Here is a 16361-nt window from a genome sequence, read left to right as displayed (position 1 = left end):
GTTCTCCGTACCAGGCGCGGCCGCTACTTTTCCGGCTTCCCCATCACCTCCACGAGCGCCGAGAAGCTGTCCGTGCCGTGGCCCGCCTCCACGCCCCGCCGGAACAGGTCCACGACGGCCGCCGGGAGCGCGGTGTCCACGCCCGCGTCCACGTTCGTCTGGAGTACGTGCTCGACGCTCGCCCGCCCCATGGCCAGGCGGTCGACATCGCCGAGGTGCACTCCGGCGTCGATGCGTTCGGCGTAGAAGGCGAAGAACTGGGTGAGCGAGCTCGCCGTGTCGTCGGCGTGCGGCAGGATGTCGGCCGCCGTCAGGCCGTTCGCGCGGGCGAGGGCGATGGCCTGCCAGTAGCCGAGCATGGCGGTCCAGAACAGGCCGACGCCGAGCTGGTAGAGGAGCGCGGCGTGGCCCGGGTCCTCGCCTTGGTGCTCGGCGCGGCCGGTCAGTACTTCGAGCAGGGGCCGGTGCTGGTCGAACGGCTCGCGCGGACCGCTGTAGAGCGTCGCCGAGTCGGGCTGACCGATGCCTGAGGGCGGTGAGTTGACGCCGCCGGTGAGCTGTACGGCACCGTGGTCGGCGGCCCAGCGGGCTCCGGCGCGGGCCTCCTCGGGCGTGGCGGAGGTGAGGTTGACCAGGACCCGGCCGGCCAGAGCCGTTGCGGGGACCGGGCCGAGTACGTCGTACATCGCCGCGTAGTCCGTGAGGCTCAGGATGACCACCTCGTTGGCCGCGACCGCCTCGGCCGGATCGCCCGCGAGGACCGCGCCACGGGCCACCAGGTCGTCGGCGCGTGAGGCGGTGCGGTTCCAGACGGTGACCGCGTAGCCGCGGTCGAGCAAGGCGGCGACCATGGCCTGGCCCATAGGGCCGAGACCGATGACGGTGGCCGACTGTCGCTGCTGTGCGCTGCTGCTGCTGCTGCTCATGGCACTCCCCCATCACTGACATCATGCGCATCACTAAAACGAACGCTCTATCCAGAGCGCACTCAGAAGCTAGCACAGCTCTAGAACGAACGCTCTACTTAGAGCCCGGCTACAGTGACGGCATGCAGACCGAGACCAGCACCCGGGACCGGATCGTCGTGGCGGCCGCACGCCTCCTCCAGCGGCAGGGCTACGTCGGCACCGGCATCAAGCAGATCGCCACGGAGTCGCAGGCCACGCTCGGCTCGATCTACCACTTCTTCCCGGGCGGCAAGGAAGCCGTCGCCGTCGCCGCGATCCGGTACAGCGACCAGGAGTTCGCGGCGCTTCTGCGCGAGGCCCTGGACGGCGAGGACGATCCGGCGGAGGCGGTCCTCTCCTGCACCCGCCAACTGGCCGCCGGGCTCGAGGAGTCCGGCTGGATCGACGGCTGCCCGGTCACCGCGGCGGCCCTGGAGACGCTCGGCGCCGACTCGGAGATCCAGCAGGCGTGCGCCGACGCGCTGAACGGCTGGGAGGGGCTCGTCCGCGACAAGCTGCTGCGCTGCGGATTCCCGGGCGAGGACGCGCGGGAGCTGGCGACCACCGTCATCAGCGCCATCGAAGGCGCCGAGGTCACCGCCCAGGTCAACCGGAGCGAGGAGCCCCTGCTGGCAGCGGGCCGCCAACTGGCCCGCCTCGTACGCTCGTACGAGATCGACGCGTCCCGCTCCGCTGCGGACAGGTGACGCTCGCCTCTGATCGAGCCGGACATGCGAAAGGCGGCCCACCGGAAAGAACCGGTGGGCCGCCTGTGTCTGCGCCTGTCGGCTCAGCTGAACCGGGCGTCGGAGAGGGTCGTGGTCACCGTGCCGGCGGTGGAGGAGGCCGTCTCCGCCGCGCCGTCGACCACCTGGCCGAGCTCGCTGACGTTGTCCAGGGCGCCCAGGCTGATGGGCGGCTCGGCCGCGTGGGCGGTGTCGCCTCCGGGGTGCGGGGCGATGGCGGCGATGACCGCTCCGGTGGCGAGTGTGACGGCGGCGAGAACGCTTCGCTTCTTCATGCCGGGTTCAACGGCTCACACCCCATAAAGGGCACGCCCCGGATTTCTCCGGACCACCCGTGGGGATGAAGTCGCCGCCCGCCCCGGACCCCACCTCGCCGTCAACCGCCCGGACCCCGCCCCCTACCCTGTGCGCATGCTCGTCTACGCCCCTGCGGCGCTCCTCTTTCTCGTCTTCTGCGTGAGCGTGCTGCACGATCGCAGGAAGTTCAGCAACGCCGTCGTCCTGGGACTCGCCGTGCTCTGCGCGCTGGCCGCCTGGCTGTACGAGCTCATCCGGTCCGAGTCCACCTCGGGCGCGGTCGCGGCCTGGGTGCTGCTGACGCTCGGGGCGGTGGCCGTGCTGCTGCTGACGTACTTCCTGTTCGTCAACGGCGTACGGATGCTCCGCAAGGAAGGCCGCAGTCCGGCCAACCTGCTCTCGCTGGCCGCAGCCCTCGCCATCGTCGGCGTGGTCGCGCTGCTGGTGGCCGCCGTGGTGGTGCGGCATCCGGTGCTGACCGGGGCCGCGGCGGCCGCCGGTGGGCTGGCGCTCTACTTCTCGTTCCTCTTCCTGTGCTTCGTCTGCTACGCGTTCCTCTACGGGCGGCTGCGCGTGCGCCGCAAGGCCGACTTCGTGGTGGTGCTCGGCTCCGGGCTCGTCGGCGGCTCCACCGTGCCGCCGCTCCTCGCCAGTCGGCTCAAGCGCGGCCAGGACGTGCACGCTCGGCTCGCCGCGCGCGGCGGTTCTCCCGTGCTCATCACCTCGGGCGGTCAAGGGCCGGACGAGGAGCTGCCCGAGTCCCACGCCATGGCCGATCACCTGGTGGCCGAAGGGTTTCCGGGCCATCTGATCGAGCGGGAGGACCGGTCGACGTCGACCGAGGAGAACCTGCGGTTCAGCAAAGCGATCATGGAGCGGGCCAAACCCGACTACCGGTGCGTCGTCGTCACGAACAACTACCACGCCTTCCGCGCCGCGCTCACCGCCCGCCGGGTCCAGATCCGCGGACAGGTCGTCGGCGCGCCCACCGCCGCGTACTTCTGGCCCAACGCGACCCTCCGCGAGTTCGCCGCCGTCCTCGTCGACTACAAGCGGATCAATGCGGTGATGTGCTCGCTGATCGTGGTCGGAGGCGTGCTCGTGTGGTGGGCGGTGCGGTAACCCGCCCAGCGGTCGGAGGCTGTCAGAAGCCGCCGCCGTCGAAACCGCCGCCACCGAACCCTCCGCCGTCACCGAAGCCGCCTCCCCCGCCGAAGCCGGAGGAGTCGAAGTCGGAGCCGGAGAAGTCGCCGCCGCCCCATTCGCCGCCCGCGCCGCCGCCGAAGTCACCGCCGCCGTACTCGGAGGCGTACGCCGGAGTCGCGAGCATCGAGCCGAGCATGGTGCCGACCAGGAGGCCCGGGAGCAGGCCGCCGCCGAAGTAGCCGCCGGCCCACGGGCCGTAGGCCGGGCCCGCCTCCCAGTACGGGCGGCGGTGGCCGTCGCCGACGTTGACCGTACGGCTCATGGGGTCCTCGCCCCGGGTCAGCCGGGTCTCGTCGGCGCCGCAGACCGGGACCTCGCGGGACGCGCCGCCGGAAGGGGTCCAGAGCACGTCGGTGACCGAGGGGCCGTGGCGCGGGTCGAAGAAGCACGGTGGGCGGCGGGCCGGGACCGCCGCTCCCGTGCGGCGGGCCTCCAGGACCGCGAGGGAGTAGCGGCCGTCCTCCAGGGACTGGGTCACTCCGCGCACGTCGGACGGGTGCTCGGCCTTGGCCATCTTGGTCTTGGCGCTCTCGTAGGAGTCCAGAGCGCGTTCGTAGTCGCCGCGCATGGTGTCGTCGGCGCCCGGTTCGGCCGGGTGGAAGTCCAGGCGCTCCAGCGTTTCGCCGTACGCGGTGATGTCCTCGTCCACCACGACCCGCAGCTTGTCGAGGGCCGCCCGCTCCTCCTCCGCCTTCCTTCGCTTGTTCCGGCGCGAGATCGCGTACGCACCCGCGCCGCCCGCCGCCACCAGGGCGCCGAGCGTGATCAGGCCGGAGACCGGAGCGCCGGACTCGTCGGCCGAGCCGCCGCCACCGGACCAGGAGGCGGGAGCCGTGCCCCGGGCCTGCTCGACGGCGCGGTCGACGAAGGCGTTGAGCTGGGCGGTCGCGTCGGTGTCGGTGGCCGGGTTCTTGACGGAGGCCGTCAGGTTGTCGACCGCCCGCACCGGCATGACCTGCGGGTCCGCGCCCGCGTCGAAGCCGTCGCCGAGACGTATCGCGTAGACGCCGGTGATGCCGGTGTCGCTGCGCAGGGTCTGGAGGAGGCCTTCCTCCGGGAAGGCCTCGGTGTCGGGCAGCACGGCGACGAAGACCGGCTTGTCCGCGTTCTCGATGGTGGCTTCCAGGGCCTTCTCGTCAGCGACGGAGAGCTGATCGCGGGCGGCCGGGTCCACATGGACCGGGTCCTCGCGCAGGGCCTGGGCGGCGTCGGTGATCGTCGCCGCGGGAGCGGCCGACGCAGGGGAGGTCAGGGCGAGTGCAGCCGCTGCGATGATGAGCAGCAGGCCCGCCAACAGCGTGGGGAAGAGCCTTTTCCTCATACTTAACGCTACTCCAGACAGGCGACGAACGCCGTCGCCCGTCCGGAGCACCGGATCGCTAGGCGGCCCTGTACGCCGTGCGCAGCTTGGCCACCGCGCCCGTCAGGTCGCCCTTCAGCAGCAGGTGGTCCGCCTCCGCGAACGGCTTCGACACCGCCTGCGTGAACTTTCCGTCGATCTTCTGCTGGACCAGCAGCCGCGCCTGGTCCACGATCACCTTGCCTGCCGGGGTCTTCCCGAGTTTCGCCTTCTCGGCCACCTGCGCGGCGACGGCGAGAGCCGCGAGCGTCAGCTCGCCGCCGGCCGGAGGCTTCTTCAGGGTCGTGAGGCCCCAGCCGTACGGGAACTGCGGGTCGTACGCCGTGTCACCGACGTTGATCGGAAGCTGCGCCTCCGACTTCGGCCAGGTCACCGGCAGCTGGCCGGTGAAGGCGCGCTTGCCGTAGAGCACGTCGGCCACGCCGTCGCCCTCGGAGCCCGGCAGCCAGGAGGCCACCAGCGCGTTGATCTTGCCGAGCTGGTCACCGATGAGCTGCGGACGGCCCGAGACGATGAGGACCGCGCACTTCATGGCCGCACAGACCTTGTCGACGGCGGCCTTGTCCGCGGCCGTCAGCTCCAGGTCGTGGCCGTTGCCGACGTCACCGATGCCTTCGGCGTACGGCGTCTCACCGACGACCACGACACCGACGTCGTGACCGTCCGTGGCGGCGGAGGCGTCCTTGGAGTAGGTGACGGATTCGGGAGTCTTCGCCGCCCTCTTCATGCCCTCCAGGATCGTCGTGCCAGGAGTGGTCCTGCCGGAGGAGCCCTGCCAGCTGATCGTCCAGCCACCGGCCTGGTTGCCGATGTCGTCGGCGTTGGACCCGGCGACGTACACCTTCTGGTTCGGCTTGAGCGGGAGGACGGACCCCTCGTTCTTCAGCAGCACCTGCGACTTCGCGACCGCCTCACGGGCCACCGCGCGGTGTTCGGCCGAGCCGACCTTCCCGAGGTGCGTGGTGTCCGCGTACGGCTTCTCGAAGAGGCCGAGGCGGAACTTCTGCGTGAGGATGCGGGAGACCGCGTCGTCGATCCGGGCCTGGCCGATCCGGCCCGCCGCGACCTCTTCCTTCAGCGTCTTGGTGAACTCCTGGTACGCCGTCGGGACCATGATCATGTCGAGTCCGGCGTTGATCGACGTACGGACGTCGCTCGGGTAGTCGCCGGGGATCTGGTCGATGGCCTGCCAGTCGCTGATGACGAAGCCCTCGAAGCCCATGCGGTCCTTGAGGACGCCGTTGATCATCTCGGCGTGGGCGTGCATCTTCACCGGGCCCTGGTCGTCGCCGAGGATGTCGAGCGAGGAGTACGACGGCATGATCGTGCCGACGCCTCGCTTGACCGACTCCGCGAACGGCGACAGGTGCACCGCCTCCAGCTCCTGGCGGGTGACCTTGGTGATGCCCTGGTCGATCGTGTACGAGCCGGTGGTGGCGGAGCCGTACTCGGTGCCGCCGTCGCCGACGAAGTGCTTGGCGCTGCCGAGCACCTTGTCGTTGCGGTGCAGGTCCTTGCCGGACGGAGCGCCCTGCATGCCCTGGATGACCGTCTCCATGGCCTCGACCAGCGCCGGGTCCTCACCGAACGCCTCGTAGGAGCGGCCCCAGCGCTCGTCGCGCGTGACGCAGACGCACGGCGCGAAGTCCCACGGCACGCCGGTGGAACGCACCTCCTTGGCGGTGATCGCGCCGGTCTTCTCCGCGCTCTTCGGGTCGCGGCCCGCGCCGATGCCGATGTTGTGCGGCATGATCGTCGCGCCGACGACGTTGTTGTGGCCGTGCACCGCGTCCACGCCGTAGATCAGCGGGATCTGGAAGCGGGTGGCCTGGGCGCGCAGCTGGTAGGCGTCGACCATCTTGGCCCAGGCGGCAGGCGTGTTGGGCGTGGGGACCGAGCCGCCGCCGGAGAGCAGCGAGCCGAGGTCGTACGCGGCGATGTCACCGGGCGTGCGGAGCGCGTTGCGCTCTGCCTGGGTCATCTGGCCGGCCTTCTCGGCCGGGGACATCCGCGCCAGCAGGTCCGCGACCCGCTGCTTCACCGGCAGCTTGGCGTTCTGGTACGGGAGTCCGTGGGCGTCGATGACGACCTGCGGGTTCTCCGCCGGAGCCTTGGCGCCCGTGACGGTCAGCTCCAGCGGGATCGTCTTCGCCTCGGAAGCCTTGGACGCCTTCGCCGTGCGGACGGTCACCTGGTGCGTGGTGCCGGAGGCGGTACCGGCCGGGAAGGTGTGGCTGCCGGTGACCGGCGTGTAGTCCTTGCCCGCGACCGCCGTGCCGCCCTTGGTGGCGTACGTGACGGTGACCGGCTCCTCGGTCGGGATGGAGCCGGTGGTGGCGACGGAGAGCGTGATGTCGGCGCTCGCGCCGTTCTTCACCGGGTGGACGGCCGCGTTCGTCACCACGCTCGCGGTGAGCGCCGGGTCCGCCTTGCCGTACAGCTCGACGGCGTCCAGCGCGAAGGTGCCCGGGGCGCCGGTCGGCATGGTGAAGGCGTAGCCCCACATCTCGTTCAGGCCGAGGATCTGGTCGATGCCGCCGACGGGCTGGTAGTCGGCCCGGTAGACGAAGTCGGCGAACGGGATCTCGACGAGCTGCCAGCCCTCCCAGTCGTCGGTGAAGGAGGTGGTCCACAGCTCGGAGGCGCCGCCGTTCGCGCCGCCGTCCTTGATCTCGAAGGCGATCCGCTTGCCCGAACCGGGCGGCAGCGGCGCGGTGTTCTGGCCGTACCACCAGAAGCGGACGCCCTTGTGCGCGGTCCAGTTCTGCGGCGGAGTGTCCACGGCGAACTCGTGGCTGAACCCGCCCCAAGCGCTGATGTCGTAGGAGCCTTCGAGGACGTGTCCGCCCTCGGGCGCGTCCGCGCGCCCGGCCAGCTTCAGCTGCGGATGGTCGGTCGCGTTGCCGCCCCAGGTGAAGATGGCGTCGGCGGGCGGGTTGTTGCCGAGCGGCACCTCGCCTTCGAAGCGGTCGATGAGGACGGGTGCCGGATCGTCGGCGGCGGCCTGGCTGGGCGCGGCTCCGGCGAGGAGGGTGGCCAGGACCGCGGCGGCGGCCAAGGCGGCCGTGGCGGGTCTGCTTCTGCCCTTGCGGGGGCGGAGGTGCGGAGTACGAGGCATGTGTGAGAGCGCTCTCATTTCCGGGGCGGGTGGGCCTGACGGTGTTACGGATCAGTGGTGTTGACGCATCACACGGTGGAGTCCTGGGTGCGTCGGGATGTTACCGCCACTCGTCCCGGGTGAGCCGGATCGTGTCGCGGTACCACTTGGCGCTGTCCTTGAGCGTGCGGGTCTGGGTGGCGTAGTCGACGCGGACGATGCCGAACCGCTTGTCGTAGCCGTAGGCCCATTCGAAGTTGTCCATCAACGACCAGGCGAAGTAGCCCCGGACGTCGGCTCCTTGGGCGCGAGCGGCGACGACGGCGTCGATGTGGTCGGCGAGGTAGGCGGTGCGGTCGGCGTCCGGGACCGAGCCGTCGGCGGCCACGGTGTCGTCGAAGGCGGCGCCGTTCTCGGTGATGACGGTCGGCAGCCCGTAGTCGTTCTCCAACCGGACGAGCAGGCCGGTGAGTTCGGTCGGCGTGATCTCCCAGTCCATCGCCGTACGCGGCAGATCCCGCTCCACCATCCGGACCACGGGCAGTCCTTCGGCGTCGGTCGGCGATCCGTCCTCGGTGACACCGGAGAACTGCATGCCTCGGTAGAAGTTGACGCCGAGGACATCGAGCGGAGTGGAGATGGCCGCCAAGTCGCCTTCCTGTACCGGAAATTCGATGTTCTGAGTGGCGAGGTCCGCGACGATGTCCTGCGGATAGCGGCCGTGGACGAGCGGGTCCAGGTAGAGGCGCGTGCCCATGCCGTCGGCGCGGCGGCACGCCTCCTGGTCCGCCTCGCTCGGCGTCTCGGGCGTAGCGGTGCCGAGGTTGAGCGTGATGCCGAGCTCCAGCGGGCTGCTTCCCGCCGCCTCCCGCATCGCCCGCGCGGCCAGACCGTGGCCCAGGAGCAGGTGGTGGACGGCGTGCATCGAGGCGCCGAAGTCCTTGCGGCCGGGCGCGTGGAGGCCGTACGCGTAACCGAGCATCGCCGAGCACCAGGGCTCGTTCAGCGTGGTCCAGTGCTCGACCCGGTCGCCGAGTGCCTCGTACGCGAGCGAGGCGTACTCGGCGAACCGCAGCGCTGTGTCCCGTACCGGCCAACCGCCCGCGTCCTCCAACTCCTGCGGCAGGTCCCAGTGGTAGAGCGTGATCCACGGCGTGACGCCCCGCCCGTGGAGCTCGTCGATCAGCCGCTTGTAGAAGTCCAGCCCTTTCGCGTTCGCCGGACCCCGGCCCCCCGGCTGGATGCGGGGCCAGGCGAGCGAGAAGCGGTACGTGTCGACGCCGAGGCCCGCGATCAGCTCCACGTCCTGCGGCATCCGGTGGTAGTGGTCGCAGGCCGTGTCCCCGTTCTCACCGCCTTCGACGGCACCGGGCACGCGGCAGAAGGTGTCCCAGATGGAAGGCGTGCGGCCGTCCTCGATGGCCGCTCCTTCGATCTGGTACGAGGAGGTGGCGACGCCCCAGCGGAAGCCGGCCGGGAGTCCGCGTACCGCGGTGGGACGGAGGAGTCGCTGCGGGGTGGTGGCGAGGTTCATCCGGTCTCCGTACGTAGAGGGAGGAGCCTGGTCGGGTGGAGCCGCCTGGTCAGGTGCGGCTGGTCAGGAGGCCGGGGCGTCGGAGGCGTACGGCTCTCTCGGGCGCGCCCTTGTCCCTGGCGCGTGCAGATGGCAGGCGACCGTGCGGCGGTCCTCGGCGGGTGACTGGGCCGGTGCCGCCAGCGGTGGGACCTGTACGCCGCACGGCTCGAACGCCTTGCCGCAGCGCGGGTGGAACGCGCAGCCGGTGGGCATCGCGGACAGGTGCGGCGGCGAGCCGGGGATGCCGGTCAGTTCGCGGCGCGGGCCGTGGAGCGCCGGGAAGGAGTGGAGCAAGCCGTCGCTGTACGGGTGGCGCGGGTCGCGGTAGATCTCGGCCGCGCCCGCCTCCTCCACGATGCGGCCCCCGTACATGATCGCGATCCGGTCCGAGAATTCGATCAGCAGCGAGATGTCGTGCGTGATGAACACGACGGAGAAGTTGAGCTGTTCCCTCAACTGGACCAGCCGCCGCAGGATCTGGCGCTGCATCACCACGTCCAGCGCGGTCGTCGGCTCGTCCATGATGACGATCTCGGGCTCCAGCGCGAGCGCCATGGCGATCATCACGCGCTGCCGCATCCCGCCGGAGAGCTGGTGCGGGTAGGCGGCGAGCCGGTCGGCGGAGATCCCGACCAGGCTGAGCAACTCCTTTGCTCGGTAAGTGCGTTGAGTCTTCTTGAGGTCGGGCCGGTGGGCTTTGAGGACGTCGGTGAGCTGGCTGTGGACGGTGTGCACCGGGTTGAGCGAGTTCATCGCGCCCTGGAAGACGAGGGACAGCTCCTGCCAGCGGAAGGCGCGCAGCTGTTCCGGCGAGAGCGAGAGGATGTCGAGCCGGTCGCCGCCGGGCCGGTGGTAGTGCACCTCTCCGCCGGTGATCACGCCGGGCGGTGCGAGCAGCCGGGTCACGGCGTAGGCGAGGGTCGACTTTCCTGACCCCGACTCGCCTGCCAGGCCCAGGACTTCACCTCGGTGGAGCGTGAGGTCGATGTCCCGCAGAGCGTGCACGGCCCGCTCGTCGGTGCCGTAGTCGACGTTCAGTCCGCTGATGGTCAGGACGGGCTCGGCGCTCATGGGCGCGGCTCCTTGCTGCTGTGCTGGCGATGGCCGCCGTTCAGCGGCTTCCGGGCGACCGGGGTGAAGCCGACGCGCATCTTCACCTTCCGGGAGGAGCCGGTGGCGGTGCGCAGGCGCGGGTTGACGAACTCGTCGATGCCGAAGTTGATGAGCGCGAGCGCGGTGCCGAGCAGCGCGATGCAGAGGCCGGCCGGCACGAACCACCACCACGCGCCCTGCGCGAGGGCCTGGTTGGACTGGGCCCAGAAGAGGATCGTGCCCCAGTTCCAGTGCGAGATGTCCGCGACGCCGATGAAGGCGAGGGTGATCTCGGTGAGGACGGCGAAGATGACCGTGCCGACGAAGCCGGAGGCGATCACGGCGGTGAGGTTCGGCATGATCTCGAAGACAATGATCCGCCAGGTCGACTCGCCGGTGGCGCGGGCCGCCTCCACGTAGTCGCGGCGGCGCAGCGACAGCGTCTGAGCACGCAGGATGCGCGAGCCCCAGGCCCAGGAGGTCAGCGCGATGGCGAAGGCGATGAGCAGGTCGCCGGTGTCCGGGACGAAGCTCGCGACGATGATGATCAGCGGAAGTCCGGGCAGCACCAGGAAGATGTTGGCGAGCGCGGAGAGGATCTCGTCGACCGCGCCGCCGAGGAATCCGGCGGTGACCCCGACGAGGACCGAGAGCACGGTGGCGATGACCGCCGCGACGAACCCGACGATCAGGACGCCGCGGGTGCCGACGAGGATCTGCGAGAAGACGTCCTGACCGGTGTGGCTGGTGCCGAACCAGTGGGCGCCGGACGGCGGTTGGAGGAGCTGGTCGCTCATCGCGTCGGGATCGTACGGCGCGATCCACGGACCGATGACGGCCAGCAGGACGAAGAACGCGAGCATGAGCAGCCCGGTCCGCGTCTTGCCTCCGCGCAGGAACCGGAGCCGGGCCCGGCGGTTGGGCGCCTCGGGTGCGGGCGCGCCGTCCAGGACGGCGACATCGGTGGCGGTGATGGACACTACGCCTCCTTCCGGGTGCGGGGGTCGAGGGCGGCGTAGACGAGGTCGGCGAGCAGGTTCGCCGCCAGGACGGAGAGCGTGATGATCAGGAAGACGCCCTGCATCAGCGGGTAGTCCTTGGCGCCGACCGCCTGGAGCAGCTGGAAGCCGATGCCCGGATAGGTGAAGACCATCTCCACCAGCAGCGTGCCGCCGACGATGAAGCCGAGCGAGAGCGCGAAGCCGGAGATGTTCGGGAGGACGGCGTTGCGGGCCGCGTAACCGAACATCACGCGCCGCTCGGAGAGGCCCTTGGCCTGCGCCACCATCACGTAGTCCTCGGAGGAGACGGTGACCATCATGTTCCGCATGCCGAGGATCCAGCCGGCCACCGCGCTGAGCACGATCGTCACGCCGGGCAGGAAGGCGTGGTAGAGCGCGCTGGAGATGAACGGCCAGTCGAAGGCCGGGACGAGGGCGCTGTCGTAGCCGCCGGAGTTCGGGAAGAGGGACCACTTCTCGGCGAACAGGGCGATGGCGATGAGGCCGAGCCAGAAGTACGGGATGGAGGAGATGAAGGTGGTGACCGGCAGCAGGCCGTCCAGCCAGGAGCCGCGCTTCCAGCCGCTGTAGACGCCGATGCCGGTGCCGAGGACGAAGCTGAGCAGGGTCGTGACGCCGACCAGCGCGAGCGTCCACGGCAGGGACTGGACGATCACCTCGCTGACCGGGGTCGGGAAGAAGGTGAAGGAGAGACCGAGGTCGCCGTCGAGGAGGTGGGCCCAGTAGTCGGTGTACTGCTGCCAGAGCGACTGCTGTTCGTCGAGGCCGAAGAGGGCCTTGAGCGAGTCGATGGCGTTGGTGTCGAGCTGGCCCTGGTAGCGGCTGAGCAGCGCCTGGACCGGGTCGCCGGGCATGAGGCGCGGGATGAGGAAGTTGATGGTGATGGCGGCCCAGGCGGTGACGGCGTAGAAGGCGAGCCGTTGGAGGAGGTACTTCACCGGGAGGCCTCCTGCCCAGCGGTGTTGGTGCCCTCGTACAGCCAGCACGCCGCCCACTGTCCGTCCGCCAGGTCGAAGCGCGGCGGGAGGTCGGTGCGGCAGCGCTCCATGGCCTTCGGGCAGCGCGGGTGGAAGCGGCAGCCGGCCGGCGGGGCGATGAGGGACGGTGGCTCGCCGGTGCCGGTCTCCTCCTGTTCCTCCTCGGCGACGATCCGGTCCGGGTCGGGTGCGGAGGCGATGAGGAGCTGGGTGTAGGGGTGGGCGGGGCGCTGGGTGACGGTCTCGCTGTCGCCGCCTTCGACGATCCGGCCCGCGTACATGACGAGCGTGGTGTCGGCGAAGTAGCGGGCGGAGGCGATGTCGTGGGTGATGTAGAGGATCGCCAGGTGCAGGCGCTCCTTGAGGTCGCGCAGCAGGTTGAGGACACCGAGCCGGATCGACACGTCGAGCATGGAGACCGGCTCGTCGGCGAGGAGGACCCGCGGGTCGGCGCCGAGCGCGCGGGCGATGGCGACGCGCTGGCGCTGGCCGCCGGAGAGCTCGTGCGGGAACTTGTCCAGGTACTGGTGCGGCGGAGTGAGCTGGACCCGGTTCAGCAGGTCGGTCAGCGCCCGCTCCAGCTCCTTGTCCCCGCTGCCGGCCCGGCCGTGGATCCTGAGTGCGCGGGTGAGGTGGTAGCGCACGGTGTGCACCGGGTTCAGCGAGGCGAACGGGTCCTGGAAGATCAGCTGGACCTGGCGTACGTAACGGCGGAAGGACCGGCCACGACCGGCGACGGTCGGCGCGCCGCCCAGCCGTATCTCGCCCGAGGTGAGCGGATGGAGCTGGGCGAGCAGGCGGGCGACGGTGGACTTGCCCGAGCCGGACTCCCCCACCAGGGCCGTGACGGTGCCGCGCCGGAGCTGGAGCGAGACGTCGTCGACGGCGTGGACGCTGCGGCGCTCGCGGGCGAACAGGTCGCGCGCGGTGCGGCGCAGGGGAAAGTGCTTGGTGACACCGCGCGCCTCCAGCACCACATCGGTGCCGGTGCGCGCGGTCTCGGACTGATCGGTGGTCATGGCCGGTTCTTCCCCGTACTTACTTGGCGGGCGTGAGGTTCAGCACGATCTCCAGCGCGCTGGGCTGGGTGTGCTGCGGCGGGGCGTAGGGGTTGGCCTCGGTCGGCCAGCCGATCCAGTTCTTCGTGGAGTACTCGGCGCCGATGGGAGCTGCGGCGGTCGGAATCATGGGCGCCTGGTCGACGAAGATCTTCTGGACGATGTTCAGCGCCTTGGTACGGGTCTTCTCGTCCTTGGCGTTGGCGTACTCCTTCAGGGCGTCGGTGGCCTCGTCGCTCTTGAAGCGGCCGAAGTTGCCCTGCTGGGAGCTCTTGCCGATGGGCTGGAGGAGCGCGCCGTCCATGACGTTCTGGTACATGTCGTACGGCGTGGCGCCGCTGTTGGTCCAGCGCAGCGTGGCGTCGAAGTTGCCGTTGGCCACGTCCACGCCCCAGGCCTCGGCGGTCTGGGTCTTGACCTTGGCCTCGATGCCGAGCTGCTTGATGTTGTCCTTGATGATCGCGAGACCGGTGATGTAGTCGTTCCAGCCGGCCGGGTCGGTGAAGGTGAGCGTCACCGGCTTGCCGGACGGGTCCTTGAGCACGCCGCCGCTCAGCGTGAAGCCGGCCTCGTCGAGCAGCTTCTTGGCTCCGGCGACATCGGGCTTGGTGTTGGCGCCCTGGTACTCCGGGGCGAGGAAGGGCTCACCGGCCGGGAGCGGGATGCCGGTCGGGTTGGTGATCTCCGGGTAGAGCGTGGCCTGGGCCTGGATGTGGATGGCCTTGCGGTCGACGACCATCGCCATCGCCTTGCGGAGCGCCGGGTTGTCGAAGGGCTTGCGGGCGGTGTTGAACCAGAGGCCGTGGATGCCGAGGCCGGACGGGAACCAGAGCTTGTGGTTCTTGGGGTCCTTGTCGATGAAGAGCTGCTTGTGGTTCGGCATGAAGACGAAGGACCACTCGACCTTGCCGGTGGCCAGCGCGGTGGTGGCGGCGCTGTTGTCGTTGTACGCGGTGTAGCGCAGCTCCTTGACCTTGGTCTTGCCGTTCCAGTAGGCCGGCGTCGCGGTCAGGGTGGTGGTCTGCGGCGTGAACGTCTTGAGCTTGTACGGGCCGGAGCCGACGGGCGTGCGGTTGGGCCAGGTCTCCGGGTTCTCGACCTTCTCCCAGATGTGCTTGGGCACGATGAAGGTCTGGATGATCTTGTTCTGGTTGACGAACTGGGACTCCTTGAAGGTCAGGACGACCTTGCCGTCCTCGACCGCGATCCCGTCGAAGGGGATGCCGTTCCAGTTGAGCGCCGAGTGCTTCTTCAAGAGGTTGAAGGTGAACTCCACGTCGGCCGCCGTCAGCGGCTTGCCGTCGGCCCACTTCGCCCGCTCGTCCAGCGTGAAGGTGACCTTGGTGAAGTTGGACTCCCACACCCAGTCGGTGGCGAGCCACGGGTCCGCCTTGTCGGTGGGCTTGATCATGTTCGTCATGGCCAGCGGCTCGTAGATCATGTACCGGTAGCCGAGCGTGGCGCCCGCCGAGGTGTTGAGGAACGGGTTGCTGTTGTTCGTCTGCGGCCCGTCCGGCTTGCCGAGGGTCAGTACGCCGGCAGCGCCGCTGCCACCGCCCTTGTTGGCACCCGAGTTGGCGTTGGAGCAACCGGCGGCGAGGGCGATCACGACGGTGGCTGCGGCGACCGCTCTGAGCGTGGTGCGACGGCGTACGGACATGGCGACTCCAGGGAAGGGCTGCCGGGTCGGGGCGATCCGGCGGAGGGTGGAAGGGGTGAGGCGGGGCGCGGCCGGGCGGCCGGGTCCGTCACGGCGCCGAGTGGCGCACGACCAGTTCGGTGGGCAGCACGGCCGGGCCGTCGGGTACGGGCGTGCCGCCGAGGTGGGAGAGCAGCATCCGGGCCGCCGCCTCACCCATGCGGCGGGTGGGCTGGCGCACGGTGGTGAGGGGCGGTTCGGTGTGTTCGGCCATCGGGATGTCGTCGAAGCCGACGACCGCGACATCGTCCGGGACCCGGCGCCCGGCGGCACGCAGGGCCCGCAGCACGCCGGCCGCGCTGATGTCGTTGTGCGCGAAGACGGAGTCGAACCCGACGCCCCGGGCGAGGAGGCCCTCCATGGCGAGGCGGCCGCCCAGTTCGGTGAAGTCGCCTTCGACGACGAGGCCTTCGGGCAGGACCGAGCGGAATCCGCCGAGCCTCTCCCGTACGCAGCCGAAGTGCTGGGGTCCGGTGAGGACGACGGGCCTGGAGCGTCCGGCGGCGAGCAGGTGGCGGGCCGCCGACGCTCCTCCCTCGTGGTTGGTGGTCACGACGGAGGGGAATTCGGGGTGGTGGCCGCGGTCGTCGATGAGCACGATCGGCAGGCCGTCGCGGTGCAGGGCGGTGAGGTGGCCGAGCGTGTTCTCCGGCTCCACGACGACGAGCCCGTCGAAGGCGCGCGCCGACACCTGGCTGGTGAAGCGCTGGACGGACTCGGCGCCCCGGTTGCAGGTGAACAGCAGCAGCCCGTAGTCGGCGGCCTCGACGGTGTCGACGACGCCTTGCAGCAGTTCACCCATCCACGGCCAGGTCAGCGAGGGCACGAGCATCCCGACCGTGCGGCTGGAGCCGCGGGCCAGACCCACGGCTCCGGAGCTGGGCACATAGCCGAGGTGTGCGATCACTTCACGAACGCGGGCGGCGGTGGAGCCGTCCACCTCGCCCTTGGTGTTGATGACCCGCGACACGGTCGTCTTGCTGACGCCGGCCTCGCGGGCGACATCGGCGATGGTGACGCGCATCGGGCCTCCATGGGGCCGGCGGGAAAGGAAAGAGGCAGGACAGGACTGAGCAGGGCAGTGCTGGACCGTGCGGTGAGCAGACCGGGAGAGACGTCCGGTACCGGTTCCGGAACCGGTACCGGCGTTGCGGCAGGAGTTAACCTCGCCGATACAGGGCCGTCAATACTTCACGCCGACATTGGGCCGGTCTCATTTGCCGGGCGGGCAGGACGCGTTGTGCGTTCACCTTTTGAACGCACCGGAGCCGCCGCCCCGGGGTC

General features: G+C 70.2%; 13 protein-coding genes. 2 read left to right on the top strand and 11 right to left on the bottom strand.

Going from position 1 to position 16361, the window contains the following annotated elements; genetic code table 11:
- Positions 1-23: 23 nt before the first annotated feature.
- Positions 24-926, bottom strand: coding sequence for an NAD(P)-binding domain-containing protein (locus ABZ267_RS04260; RefSeq protein ID WP_356748316.1), 903 nt, complete (start codon positions 924-926; stop codon positions 24-26).
- Positions 927-1048: 122 nt separating this feature from the next.
- Between ABZ267_RS04260 and ABZ267_RS04255 the strand changes: the two genes are divergently transcribed.
- Positions 1049-1654, top strand: a complete 606-nt coding sequence (locus tag ABZ267_RS04255; protein WP_356748314.1) for a TetR/AcrR family transcriptional regulator — start codon at positions 1049-1051, stop codon at positions 1652-1654.
- A gap of 83 nt (positions 1655-1737) precedes the next feature.
- On the opposite strand, the gene ABZ267_RS04250 is transcribed toward ABZ267_RS04255, so the two are convergent.
- Positions 1738-1968 (bottom strand): hypothetical protein, encoded by a 231-nt coding sequence (locus ABZ267_RS04250; protein WP_356748312.1) that lies wholly within the window; start codon positions 1966-1968, stop codon positions 1738-1740.
- Between the two features lie 136 nt (positions 1969-2104).
- Here ABZ267_RS04250 and ABZ267_RS04245 point away from each other — a divergent pair, with 136 nt between their 5' ends.
- Positions 2105-3112, top strand: coding sequence for a YdcF family protein (locus ABZ267_RS04245; protein WP_356748310.1), 1008 nt, complete (start codon positions 2105-2107; stop codon positions 3110-3112).
- Between the two features lie 22 nt (positions 3113-3134).
- On the opposite strand, the gene ABZ267_RS04240 is transcribed toward ABZ267_RS04245, so the two are convergent.
- The 9 genes from ABZ267_RS04240 to ABZ267_RS04200 form a co-directional block, all read right to left on the bottom strand.
- A complete protein-coding gene (locus ABZ267_RS04240) occupies positions 3135-4517 on the bottom strand; it encodes a hypothetical protein (RefSeq protein ID WP_356748308.1) in 1383 nt (460 codons plus the stop codon).
- Between the two features lie 58 nt (positions 4518-4575).
- Positions 4576-7674, bottom strand: a complete 3099-nt coding sequence (locus ABZ267_RS04235; protein ID WP_356748306.1) for a glycoside hydrolase family 3 N-terminal domain-containing protein — start codon at positions 7672-7674, stop codon at positions 4576-4578.
- Between the two features lie 100 nt (positions 7675-7774).
- Positions 7775-9187 carry a GH1 family beta-glucosidase gene (locus tag ABZ267_RS04230; protein ID WP_356748304.1) on the bottom strand — a complete coding sequence of 471 codons (1413 nt, stop codon included), beginning with the start codon at positions 9185-9187 and terminating at the stop codon, positions 7775-7777.
- Positions 9188-9250: 63 nt separating this feature from the next.
- Positions 9251-10300 (bottom strand): ABC transporter ATP-binding protein, encoded by a 1050-nt coding sequence (locus ABZ267_RS04225; RefSeq protein WP_356748302.1) that lies wholly within the window; start codon positions 10298-10300, stop codon positions 9251-9253.
- Positions 10297-11301 carry an ABC transporter permease gene (locus tag ABZ267_RS04220; protein ID WP_356748300.1) on the bottom strand — a complete coding sequence of 335 codons (1005 nt, stop codon included), beginning with the start codon at positions 11299-11301 and terminating at the stop codon, positions 10297-10299. Before ABZ267_RS04220 ends, ABZ267_RS04225 begins: the two co-directional genes overlap by 4 nt.
- Complete coding sequence (locus tag ABZ267_RS04215; protein ID WP_356748298.1) at positions 11301-12281, bottom strand: ABC transporter permease; 981 nt, start codon at positions 12279-12281, stop codon at positions 11301-11303. Before ABZ267_RS04215 ends, ABZ267_RS04220 begins: the two co-directional genes overlap by 1 nt.
- Positions 12278-13339 (bottom strand): ABC transporter ATP-binding protein, encoded by a 1062-nt coding sequence (locus ABZ267_RS04210; RefSeq protein WP_356748297.1) that lies wholly within the window; start codon positions 13337-13339, stop codon positions 12278-12280. The genes ABZ267_RS04215 and ABZ267_RS04210 overlap by 4 nt, the downstream gene beginning before the upstream one ends.
- A gap of 19 nt (positions 13340-13358) precedes the next feature.
- Positions 13359-15038 (bottom strand): ABC transporter substrate-binding protein, encoded by a 1680-nt coding sequence (locus ABZ267_RS04205; protein ID WP_356748295.1) that lies wholly within the window; start codon positions 15036-15038, stop codon positions 13359-13361.
- 88 nt (positions 15039-15126) lie between these two features.
- A complete protein-coding gene (locus ABZ267_RS04200; protein ID WP_356748293.1) occupies positions 15127-16101 on the bottom strand; it encodes a LacI family DNA-binding transcriptional regulator in 975 nt (324 codons plus the stop codon).
- Between the last annotated feature and the right edge of the window lie 260 nt (positions 16102-16361).

Source organism: Streptomyces sp. NPDC006174, from assembly GCF_040614075.1.
Taxonomy (GTDB): Bacteria; Actinomycetota; Actinomycetes; order Streptomycetales; family Streptomycetaceae; genus Streptomyces.
This window is presented reverse-complemented; position numbering and strand designations above follow the sequence as displayed.